Genomic DNA, 11,387 nt, shown 5'->3' with positions numbered 1-11,387 from the left:
CGCGGCGACCGGCAAGGGGGGCGCTCCCGCCTGCCTCGGCCTTCGGCCTGCGGCAGTTGGGCCCGGCAGCGCGTGCCGCGCTGCGGTCGGCTCTCCGATGACCAGCGTGCTGCGCGGGTGACAGGGGGCGGACTGCGTATTTGGAGAAAGATGAAGACGGTAACCGAATCTTTACGAGTCGGATGGCAAGCTTCGGGCACGGTACAGGCTGGCGAGCCGATGACCGTGAAAGGTGAAGGTGCCCTGCCCCGTCGTGCAGCGCCCCTTTCGGATTTGCGGATCCGATCGGGGAACACTCGGCCGGGCGGGGCCTCCCATCCCCTCAGGCCTTCATCTTTTTCCAAATACGCAGTCCGACCGTGCCACCGGCACCGCGCCGGGCCATCGCGGTCCGGCCGTCACGGGCACCCGCCGCGGCACCGGGCCGAAGGCCCGCGCCGCGGCCGGGCCCAACCAAGGGGCAATGCCGACGGCATTGTCCCTTGGGCGGGAGCGCCCGGTCGCCGGCGCGCCAGCGGTGGCGACTATCGCGTGCCGCCCCAAACTGCGCGATACGGAGGGGGCTTCACGGGACAGCAGCCACGCGGAGATCGGGGTGCGACGCACACAACCGGCACCGTGACCGATCCACCACAGCGCCAGCGAGACAGGGTCGTCCGGGGCAGCGGGCCATGACGCCACGGGCGGTGGCACGGCAGGGCGCGAAACGTCCGGCCGGACGGTGCACGGCAGCGTGACCTTGCACCGAGCCGGTCCGCGAGGCATGTGGCGGGGTGGCAGGGGCACGCGGCCCGGCGTCACGTTCCGCAGGCCCGCGCGGCATCTCGGCGGGCGTTGCGGCGCATCGCGGGACCGTGCCGGACGGTCGTCTTCACGCTGCGGCCCCGCCGTCATCCCGGTCGCGTCAACTTGCGCCGACACCAGGGCCCTCGGGGCCGCCCAGGACCATGGCAACCTGTCGACCGCCCCCCCCGGAGCTTCGCGCAGCGCCAAGAAGGGCCTCGGCCCGGCAGGCTGCGCCGGGCCTCTCCGACCGCCCATCAGGCGGTCGATGTCCGCCCCCCCCTGGTCCCGGTCCCGCCACCGAGACCGCGGCAGCTGCCCGGCCGCCACCGCGTCACGGGACCTCCCACGGAGCAGACGCGCTGCGCGGCAAGGCCCGGCAAGACCCGCCGCCGGCTGAATGACCCGGACGGCCGCACCGGGACCCGCGGCGGCCTGCAAGGCCCGGCCCTGCGGAGAACCGCCCCGCGCCGGGCCGACATCCACCAGCACAGACCGGCGCAGACAGGCACAGACAGGCACAGACCGGGAAACCGGGCCTTGATCACGCCCGCCGGGCGCGGGAGAAAGGTGGCAAGTCGACCGCGACCCGGAGTGACACGGACATGAGTGAGTTCACCACCGCCCAGCCTCCCGCCGCTCCGGAGGACGCGCATCGCTTTCCTTGCGATCAATGCGGCGCGGACATGCGCTTCGATCCGGGCGGCGACCGGCTGATCTGCGATCATTGCGGCCACACGGCCGTGCTGGAACCCGAAGGCGGGCCCTGGGGCGGCGACGCCCGCGCGCTGGTCGAGCTGGATTACGAGACCGCCATCGCCGCCAAGCTCCCCGCGCAGGAGATGGAGGAAACCCGCGTCAGCCAATGCCCCAACTGCGGCGCGCAGGTCGAGTTCCGGCCCGAGATCCACGCAAAGGAATGCCCGTTCTGCGCGACCCCCGTCGTGACCGACACCGGCACGCATCGCCATATCAAGCCCAGGGGGGTGATCGCCTTCCAGCTGACCGAGCGGCAGGCCCATGCCGCGATGAACGACTGGCTCGGCGGGTTGTGGTTCGCACCCAACGGCTTGCAGGCCTATGCCAAGAAGGGCCGCAAGATGGACGGCATCTACGTCCCCTACTGGACCTATGACGCCGACACCGCCACGCAGTATCGCGGCCAGCGCGGCGACGCCTATTGGGTCACCGTGCGCGGCTCCGACGGCAAGTCCCGGCGCGAGCGCCGCATCCGCTGGAGCCGCCGCTCGGGCCGGGTGGCGCGCTGGTTCGACGACATTCTCGTGCTCGCCTCGCGGTCCCTGCCCAAGACCTACACCGACCGGCTCGCGCCCTGGGACCTGGGCGCGCTCGATCCCTACCGGCCCGAGTTCCTGTCGGGCTTCCGCGCCGAAGGCTACACGGTCGAGCTGGACGAGGGCTTCGAGGAAGCCAAGCAGGTGATGGAGCGCCAGATCCGCCAGGACATCCGCCGCGACATCGGCGGCGACGAGCAGCGCATCGACCACATGGCGATCCGCATCGACGACGTGACCTTCAAGCATGTCCTGCTGCCGGTCTGGGTCGCCGCCTACAAATACCGCGGCCAGTCCTACCGTTTCGTGGTCAACGGGCAGACCGGCAAGGTGCAGGGCGAACGGCCGTGGTCCTGGATCAAGATCACGCTCGCCGTCATCGCGGCCGCCATCGTGATCGCCGGGCTGGCCTATGGCTACAGCGTGCTGGAGGCGGGCGGTTGACGAACGCTCTGGCCTGTCGGCGGGATGCGCCGTAACAGGGGATGCGACGGATACCGGGAGAGACAAGATGTTGCTGTGTGCGGGCGAAGCCCTGATCGACATGCTGCCGCGCAAGACCGAAGGCGGCGAGGCGGGCTTCGCCCCCTACCCCGGCGGCTCGGTTTTCAACACCGCCGTCGCCGCCGCGCGGCTGGGGGTGAAGACCGGGTTCTTCTCGGGTCTGTCGACCGATCTTTTCGGCGAACGGCTGGCCGCCGTCCTGACCGCGGCGGGTGTGGACAGTACGCTTGCCGCGCGGTCCGACCGGCCCACGACGCTGGCCTTCGTCACGCTGACCGAGGGGCAGGCAAGCTATGCCTTCTACGACGAGAACACCGCCGGGCGGATGCTGTCGGAGGCCGATCTGCCGGAGCTGCCCGATCACGTCACCGCCGTCTTCTTCGGCGGCATCAGCCTTGCGGTGGAGCCCTGCGCCGAGGGCTATGCGACCCTCGTCGCGCGCGCCGGCACCGACCGGCTGGTGATGCTCGACCCCAACATCCGCCCCGGCTTCATCGCCGACGAGCCACGCTTCCGCGCGCGGATGGACCGGATGCTGGCCGCCGCCGACGTGGTCAAGATCTCGGACGAAGACCTCGAATGGCTGATGGGCGAGGGCGCGCTGGCCGACCGCGCCGCGGCGCTGCTGGCAAAGGGTCCGGCCCTGATCCTCGTGACCGAAGGGGCCGAGGGGGTGACGGCCTACGGCGCGGGCGATCCGCTTCGCGTGCCTGCGCAAAAGGTCGATGTGGTCGACACCGTGGGCGCGGGCGACACGTTCAACGCGGGCTTCCTCGCGGGGCTGGCGGATGCGGGCGCGATGGACAAGGCGTCGGTGCGCGCGGGCCTTTCGGCCGAGGTGCTGGAAGCGGCCTTGACGCTCGGCGTCCGGGCCGCGGCCGTCACCGTCTCGCGCGCGGGCGCGAACCCGCCGCGCCGCGACGAGCTGGCATGAGGGCGCTGATCCAGCGCGTGACCGAGGCGCAGGTCGCCGTCGCGGGCGAGGTGATCGGGCGGACCGGTCCGGGCCTGCTGATCCTCGTTTGCGCGATGCAGGGCGACACCGAGGACGCGGCCGAACGCATGGCCGCCAAGATCGCCAAGCTGCGCATCTTCAAGGACGAGGCGGGAAAGATGAACCGCTCGCTTCTCGACATGGGCGGCAGCGCCCTGGTCGTCAGCCAGTTCACGCTGGCCGCCGACACGCGCAGCGGCAACCGCCCCGGCTTTTCCACCGCCGCCCCGCCCGCGGAGGGTGAGCGCCTCTATCTGCACTTCGCCCGCGCGCTGGCCGCACTTGGGCCGCAGGTCGAGACCGGGCGCTTCGGCGCGGACATGGCCGTCAGCCTGACCAATGACGGGCCGGTTACGATCTGGCTTGAATCCTAGGCAATCCGCCCATTTTATAGGCGACAATTCGCGCAAGCCGGCCCGGTGCGCGCGGAGCCTCTGGCCCTTCCCCGCCCGCTCTGCGCCGATGGAGGGCAGAGGGACGAGACCAAGAACACATGAGCGACACAGACCGCTTCTTCGACGAGATGCTGACGCCCGAGGGCACCCCCCGCGGCCCCTATGCCTCCTACGGCAGATGGTTCGACGGCGAGGATCTGCGCGAGCTGCGCAAGAAATCGGCCGAGGCCGAGAATTTCTTTCGCCGCACCGGCATCACCTTCAACGTCTACGGACAGGCCGAGGCCGATGAACGGCTGATACCGTTCGACATCGTGCCGCGCGTCATCTCGGCCCGCGAATGGGCGCGGCTGACCAAGGGGATCGAGCAGCGCGTGCGCGCGATCAACGCCTTCCTGCACGACATCTACCACCGGCAGGAGATCCTGCGCGCGGGCCGCGTGCCGGTCGAGATCATCGCCCGCAACGACGCCTTCCTGCCGCAGATGATCGGCATGGCCCCGCCCGGCAACGTCTACACCCATATCGTCGGCACCGATCTGGTGCGCACCGGCGAAGACGAGTTCTTCGTGCTCGAGGACAACGCCCGCACGCCGTCGGGCGTGAGCTACATGCTCGAGAACCGCGAGACGATGCTGCAGATGTTCCCCGAGCTCTTCACCCGCATCAAGGTGCAGGAGGTCTCGGACTACCCGCGCGACCTGCGCCGCTCGCTGGCGGCCTCGGCGCCCTCGAATTGCTCGGGGGACTGCACCGTGGCGATCCTGACGCCGGGCATCCACAACTCGGCCTATTTCGAACATGCCTTCCTCGCCGACCAGATGGGGATCGAGCTGGTCGAAGGGCATGACCTGCGCATCCTCGACGGCAAGGTCGCCATGCGCACGACCGAGGGATACAAGCCCATCGACGTGCTGTATCGCCGGGTGGACGACGATTTCCTCGATCCGCTCAGCTTCAACCCCGAAAGCCAGCTGGGCGTGCCGGGGATCATGGACGTCTACCGCGCGGGCGGCATCACCATCGCCAATGCGCCGGGCACGGGCATCGCCGACGACAAGGCGATCTACAGCTACATGCCCGACATCGTCGAGTTCTACACCGGCGAAAAGGCGATCCTGCAGAACGTGCCGACATGGCGCTGTTCCGAGGCCGAGAGCCTGAAATACGTGCTCGACAACCTGTCCGAGCTGGTGGTCAAGGAGGTGCATGGCTCGGGCGGCTACGGGATGCTGGTGGGGCCCGCCGCCTCGAAAAAGGAGCTTGCCGCCTTCCGCAAGAAGCTCGAGGCGCGCCCCGCGAATTACATCGCGCAGCCGACGCTGGCGCTGTCGACGGTGCCGATCCTGACGCAAAAGGGGCTTGCCCCGCGCCACGTGGACCTGCGGCCCTTCGTGCTGGTCGCGCCCGACCGCATCTCGATCACGCCGGGGGGGCTGACGCGGGTAGCGCTGAAGAAAGGGTCGCTGGTGGTGAACTCGTCGCAGGGCGGCGGCACCAAGGACACCTGGGTTCTGGAGGAATAGGGCGATGCTGGGCAAGACCGCGGGCGGCCTGTTCTGGATGTTCCGCTACCTCGAGCGCTCCGAGAACACCGCGCGCCTGATCGAGGCGGGCTTCCGCATCGCGCTGACGCGGGCGGACGGGGATGACGACGAATGGGGCAGCGTGCTGCAGACCGCGGCCGTCGCCCATCTCTATTACCAGAAGCACGAGACGCTCGAGGCCGCCAAGGCCATCGATTTCCTGCTGCGGGACGCGACGAACCCCTCCTCGGTCCTGACGGCGATCTCGGCGGCGCGGATGAACGCGCGGCTCGTGCGCACCGCCATCACCCGCGAGGTCTGGGAGGCGGTGAACGACACCTACATGATCCTCAAGCAAAGGCTCACGCGCCCCGTCTCGGCCCGCGACCTGCCCGAGGTTCTGGCGCTGATCCGCCAGCAATCGGCGCTGGTGCGCGGCGCGATGCATGGCACGATGCTTCGCAACGACATCTTCGATTTCTGCCGCCTCGGCACCTTCCTCGAGCGCGCCGACAACACCGCGCGCATCCTCGACGTGAAATACTACGTTCTCCTGCCCTCGATCAGCCAGATCGGCTCGAGCCTCGACAACGTGCAATGGGAGACGATCCTGCGCTCGGTCGCGGGACAGCGCGCCTATCGCTGGATCACCCAGGGCGAGACCAGCCCGATGGGCATCGCCGATTTCCTGGTCTTCGACGGGCGGATGCCGCGCAGCCTGGCGTTCTCGGTGGGCAAGATGGCGACGAACCTCGCCTATCTCGAACGCGCCTACGGGCAGCGTCACCCCTGCCACGACCAGATCGACGTGATCTCGGCGCGGCTGACCCATGGTACGATCGAGCGCGTCTTCGAGGACGGGCTGCACGAGTTCATCACCGATTTCCTGACCGACATCGCCCGGCTCGGCCAACAGGTCGAGACCGATTACCGGTTCCTCGGATGAGACCCAGATGCGCCTGAAGATCCTGCACACCACGACCTATCATTTCGATGCCCCCGTGCCCTACGGGCTGCAACGGCTGCGCCTGACCCCGAAAAGCCGGTCGAGCCAGACGGTGCTGACCTGGAAGATGGAGATCGAGGGCGGTCGTGCCGAGACGGAGTATACCGACCATCACCAGAACCGGGTGACGCTGATTTCCTTCGACAGCCAGGCGACCTCGATCGTCGTGAAATGCGAGGGCGAGGTGGAGACCGCCGAGACCCATGGCATCACCGGGCGGCACGGCGGCTTCGCGCCGCTGTGGTATTTCGGGAAATCGACCGACCTGACGCGTGCGGGGCCACGCGTGCGGGCCCTGTCGAAGGGCCTCAAGGAAGAGCAACCCGAGGATATCCCGCGCCTGCATGCCCTGTCGGCGCGGATCACGGCGGCCGTCCCCTACGAGACCGGTGCGACCCATGCGGGCACGACCGCCGAGGAAGCCGTCGAGGAAGGGCGCGGCGTATGCCAGGACCACGCGCATATCTTCGTCGCGGCGGCACGCGCCATGGGCTACCCGGCGCGCTACGTGTCGGGCTACCTGATGATGAACGATCGCGTGCACCAGGATGCGAGCCACGCCTGGGCCGAGGTCCATATCGACTCGCTGGGCTGGGTCGGGTTCGATGTCTCGAACGGCTATTCGCCCGACACCCGCTACGTGCGCGTGGCCACCGGCCTCGACTACCGCGAGGCGGCGCCGGTCTCGGGGCTGCGCTTCGGCAGCTCGGGCGAAGCGATGTCCATCGACATCCAGGTGCAGCAGCAGTAGGACGTTTCCCGAAGGCAGGGACAGAACCAGATGACCTATTGCGTTGGCATGAAGCTCGACCGGGGGCTTGTGTTCATGTCGGACACCCGCACCAACGCGGGCGTCGACAACATCAGCGTATTCCGAAAGATGTTCCTGTGGGAGCGCGCGGGCGAACGCTCGATCACGCTCATGACGGCGGGCAACCTCGCAACGACGCAGGCGGTGGTGTCGCTTCTGAACGAGCGCGCCAAACCCGCCGAAGACCGCGGCGCGCCCTCGATCCTCGAGGCGGCCTCGATGTTCCAGGTGGCCAAGCTGGTGGGCGAGACGCTGCGCGAGGTGATCGCCGAGCAATCGGGCCGCACCGGGCCACAGGCCGACAGCCCGTTTTCGGCGACGCTGATCCTGGGCGGGCAGGTGCGCGGCGGCGAGCCGCGGCTCTTCATGATCTATCCCGAGGGGAATTTCGTGGAAGCGGCCGAGGACACGCCGTTCTTCCAGATCGGCGAGACGAAATACGGCAAGCCGATCCTCGTGCGCGCCTATGAGCCGGAGATGAGTTTCGAGGATGCGGTGAAGCTGCTGATGCTGAGCTTCGATTCGACGATCAAGGCGAATCTCTCGGTCGGGCTGCCGCTGGACCTGCATCTCTACGAGGCGGAGGGGTTCCGCACCGGGCGGGTACACCGGATCGAGCGGGACGATGCCTTCTACGAGATGATCTCGTCGGGCTGGGGCGAGGCCCTGAAATCGGCCTTCAAGGCCCTGCCCCCCTACACGCTGGACTGACCCCGAGGGGTTTCGCCCGCTTCGCGGTCGACCCGCGCGCCGCTGGCGCGGCGCGGGTGCGAATTTTCGTACGAAAATTCGCTTTAGGATGTGAATTTTCGTACGAAAATTCGGGGGGGCTTTGCCCCCCGTCGCCATTGTCGCTCGGACCAATGGCGCGACCATGGCGACCCTTCGGCGACTCCCCCCAGGATACTTGCGAAACGGAGAAGTGGCGGCGTCACGCCGTGGGATCGTAGCGGTGGACCCAATCGAAGCGGCGGGTCACGGCGTGGGGCGCGAAACGGCGCGCGGCGCGCAGTGCCGTGTGGGCGGCGAAGCGCATCGGGCCGGGGCGCAGGTGGTAGTTCTCGGCGTTGTCATTGGCCGCCTGCACGATGCGTGCGCAGCGCGGGCGGCGGAGCGCCTCGTAGCGGGCGAGCGCATCGGCGGTGACGCTGTCCTCGGCGAGGCAGCGGGCGAGAACATAGGCATCCTCGAGCGCCATGTTCGCGCCCTGCGCGAGGAAGGGCAGCGTCGGATGGGCCGCATCGCCCAGAAGCGCCAGCCCGTGTTCGGTCCAGCATTGCGCGACCGGGTGACGGAAGAGGCCCCAGAGGTAGACGTCTTCGGCCCGGTCGAGCAGGTCGCGGACCTCGGGGCAGAAATCGGTAAAGGCGCGGTGCAGGTGGACCGGGTCGTCGCGGTGATGCCAGCCTTCGGCGGCCCAGCCGTCGCGTTCCTCGACCGCGACCACGTTCACCAGCCGGCGATCGCGCAGCGGGTAGCGCACGAGATGGCGGCCCGGACCCATGAAGACATGCGCCTCGGGCGGGAGCGGCTCGGCCACGGGGATGGTGCAGCGCCAGGCCACCTGCCCGGTGAAGAAGGCGCGCGATTTCGGGTTCAGCGCGGCGCGGGCGGGCGAGTGGAGCCCGTCGGCGGCGATGGTCAGGCCGTGGGTTTCTTCCGTGCCGTCAGCCAGCGTCAGCCGGGTGGCCACCGGCTCGGGGCGGATCGCGGTGACGCGGCTGCCGAGGCGCAGGGTGACGCCCGCGGCCTCGGCGGCCTCGGCCAGCGCGGCGACCAGGTCGGCACGGTGGACGAGGTGCCAGGGCTGCTCCGGCCGGGCCAACTCCATCCCGAAGACCTCGGCGCCGCGGCGGAAATCGCGCAGCCGCACCGCCTGCGAGCGCGGGCTGGTGGCCGCGACCGCCTCGGCCACGCCGAGCGCCTGCAACACCCGCCAGCCGTTCGGCGACACCTGGATGCCCGCGCCCACCTCGGTGATCGCGGGGGCCTGTTCCAGCACGGTCACCGCCGCGCCGCGTTGCGCCAGCGCCAGTGCGGCCGCCAGCCCGCCGATGCCGCCGCCCGCGACCGTCACCTCCTGCCCGATCAGCATGTCACCCCCCCGCGATACGACAAAGGGCGCAGCCCCGCGGCCGCGCCCCCGTCTTGTTCCATGCCGCACAACGGACCGCAGCGCGGTCAGTCGTCACGATGCACCTTCTCGCGGCGCTCGTGGCGCTCCTGCGCCTCGAGGCTCATCGTGGCGATGGGGCGCGCGTCCAGCCGCTTGAGGCTGATCGGCTCGCCGGTCACCTCGCAATAGCCGTATTCGCCGTCCTCGATCCGGCGCAGCGCGCTGTCGATCTTGGCGATCAGCTTGCGCTGGCGGTCCCGCGTGCGCAGCTCGAGCGCCCGGTCGGTTTCCTCGCTGGCGCGGTCGGCGACGTCGGGAATGTTCCGCGTGCCGTCCTGAAGTGCCTCGACCGTGCCGCGGCTTTCGTCGAGCAGGTCGTTCTTCCAGGTGATGAGCTTGCGCCGGAAATATTCCAGCTGACGCTCGTTCATGAATGGTTCGTCCTCGGCCGGACGATAGTCTTCGGGCAGAAAGATCTCGGCCTTCATGTCGCTCCCCTCAGCGGCGCCGGAGTCTCGATGTCCGTCTGGCATACTGCACCCCTCCGGCCCCTCGCCGCCCGCTTACAAGACCGCGCGGCCCTTGTCACGTCTCTATTGCGTGACACCCGGCGCATGGGAGAGCTTGCCGCCCAGCAGCCGGTGCGCGCGCGGCAAGGGACCGTTTTTCATGCAAGATCGGGCCCGAGCGCCCGTTTTTCCCGCCCTCCGGGCATCGGGTCTCGGCGGCGCAGCGCCCCCCTTCCCCGATCGGCGCGAAGACGCTAGACCGGTCCGGCACGATCAGGGAGACCGCGATGACAGCCCGTTTCGAAGGCAGCGACAGCTATGTCGCCACCGAGGATCTGACCGTCGCGGTCAATGCCGCCGTCACGCTCGAGCGGCCGCTGCTGGTCAAGGGCGAGCCCGGCACCGGCAAGACCGAGCTGGCGCGGCAGGTGGCACGTTCGCTCGGCCTGCCGATCCTCGAATGGCACATCAAGTCGACGACCCGCGCCCAGCAGGGGCTATACGAATATGACGCCGTCAGCCGCCTGCGCGACAGCCAGCTGGGCGACGAACGCGTCAACGACGTGCGCAACTACATCCGCAAGGGCAAGCTGTGGCAGGCCTTCGAGGCGCCGTCGAAATCGGTGCTCCTGATCGACGAGATCGACAAGGCCGACATCGAGTTTCCCAACGACCTGTTGCAGGAACTCGACCGGATGGAGTTCTTCGTCTACGAGACCGGCGAAACCGTCCGCGCCGCGACGCGCCCCATCGTCATCATCACCTCGAACAATGAAAAGGAGCTGCCCGACGCCTTCCTGCGCCGCTGCTTCTTTCACTACATCCGCTTCCCCGAGATGGAGACGATGAAACGCATCGTCGAGGTGCATTTCCCCGGCATCAAGGGCCAGCTTCTGACCACGGCGCTCACGCAGTTCTACGAGATCCGCGACCAGCAGGGTCTTAAGAAGAAACCCTCCACCTCCGAGGTTCTGGACTGGCTCAAGCTGCTTCTGGCCGAGGATCTTTCGCCCGAGGACCTGAAGCGCGACGGGGCCTCGGCGCTGCCGAAGCTGCACGGCGCGCTTCTGAAGAACGAGCAGGATGTCGCGCTGTTCGAGCGGCTCGCCTTCATGGCGCGGCGGCAGCGGTGACGGGCACCCGGCACCGGACGCACGGGATGCCGCCATGCGGGGGGCGGAGTGCGGAAGCCTCCGGTCCGGCTGGTGACCATGGCGCGGGAAAAACCCTGTCCCCTCATCGCAATCCTGCCATAATTGTCGCAGAGAATCTCGTTGGCAGGATGTTCAAAGGGTCAGGGAAACGCCCATGACGGACGCATACCGCAAGACGCAGCGCATTCCGTGCCGAGGCTTTCCCCGGTCGACAGGGCGCGTCACACGCGCCGCCGAGCGGCCGGGTGGACACGGCCGGGGCCGCCGGGCGCGGGCGGGCGCTGATGCGCCGGG

At 68.8% G+C, this 11,387-nt stretch carries 10 protein-coding genes; 8 read left to right on the top strand and 2 right to left on the bottom strand.

What is annotated here, in order from left to right:
• Positions 1–1,388: 1,388 nt before the first annotated feature.
• From QQK83_RS17440 to QQK83_RS17410, 7 genes are all read left to right on the top strand, one after another.
• Positions 1,389–2,522, top strand: a complete 1,134-nt coding sequence (locus QQK83_RS17440) for a TFIIB-type zinc ribbon-containing protein (RefSeq protein WP_284266434.1) — start codon at positions 1,389–1,391, stop codon at positions 2,520–2,522.
• A 67-nt stretch (positions 2,523–2,589) separates the two neighbouring features.
• Positions 2,590–3,516: a carbohydrate kinase family protein gene (locus QQK83_RS17435; RefSeq protein ID WP_284266432.1), complete on the top strand. Its 927-nt coding sequence runs from the start codon at positions 2,590–2,592 to the stop codon at positions 3,514–3,516.
• Entirely contained in the window at positions 3,513–3,950 is a 438-nt protein-coding gene (dtd, locus tag QQK83_RS17430) for a D-aminoacyl-tRNA deacylase (RefSeq protein ID WP_284266430.1), read from the top strand. Before QQK83_RS17435 ends, dtd begins: the two co-directional genes overlap by 4 nt.
• A 119-nt stretch (positions 3,951–4,069) precedes the next feature.
• Positions 4,070–5,497, top strand: coding sequence for a circularly permuted type 2 ATP-grasp protein (locus QQK83_RS17425; RefSeq protein ID WP_284266428.1), 1,428 nt, complete (start codon positions 4,070–4,072; stop codon positions 5,495–5,497).
• 4 nt (positions 5,498–5,501) lie between these two features.
• Positions 5,502–6,443, top strand: a complete 942-nt coding sequence (locus QQK83_RS17420; protein WP_284266426.1) for an alpha-E domain-containing protein — start codon at positions 5,502–5,504, stop codon at positions 6,441–6,443.
• A gap of 7 nt (positions 6,444–6,450) precedes the next feature.
• Positions 6,451–7,254 (top strand): transglutaminase family protein, encoded by an 804-nt coding sequence (locus tag QQK83_RS17415; RefSeq protein ID WP_284266424.1) that lies wholly within the window; start codon positions 6,451–6,453, stop codon positions 7,252–7,254.
• 30 nt (positions 7,255–7,284) lie between these two features.
• A complete protein-coding gene (locus QQK83_RS17410; RefSeq protein ID WP_284266423.1) occupies positions 7,285–8,025 on the top strand; it encodes a proteasome-type protease in 741 nt (246 codons plus the stop codon).
• A gap of 220 nt (positions 8,026–8,245) precedes the next feature.
• Here the strand turns inward: QQK83_RS17410 and QQK83_RS17405 are convergent, their stop codons facing one another.
• Both QQK83_RS17405 and dksA read right to left on the bottom strand, forming a co-directional pair.
• On the bottom strand, positions 8,246–9,409 hold the full coding sequence (locus tag QQK83_RS17405; protein WP_284266421.1) for an FAD-dependent oxidoreductase: 1,164 nt from the start codon (positions 9,407–9,409) through the stop codon (positions 8,246–8,248).
• Between the two features lie 86 nt (positions 9,410–9,495).
• Positions 9,496–9,918: an RNA polymerase-binding protein DksA gene (dksA, locus tag QQK83_RS17400; protein WP_284266420.1), complete on the bottom strand. Its 423-nt coding sequence runs from the start codon at positions 9,916–9,918 to the stop codon at positions 9,496–9,498.
• Positions 9,919–10,226: 308 nt separating this feature from the next.
• On the opposite strand from dksA, the gene QQK83_RS17395 reads away from it, so the two are divergent.
• Complete coding sequence (locus QQK83_RS17395) at positions 10,227–11,072, top strand: AAA family ATPase (protein ID WP_284266418.1); 846 nt, start codon at positions 10,227–10,229, stop codon at positions 11,070–11,072.
• Positions 11,073–11,387 lie beyond the last annotated feature (315 nt).

Source organism: Roseicyclus amphidinii, from assembly GCF_030163755.1.
In the GTDB taxonomy this organism is placed as follows: Bacteria; Pseudomonadota; Alphaproteobacteria; order Rhodobacterales; family Rhodobacteraceae; genus Roseicyclus; species Roseicyclus amphidinii.
The sequence above is the reverse complement of the archived record's forward strand: the minus strand, read 5'-3'. Positions and strand labels throughout refer to the sequence as shown.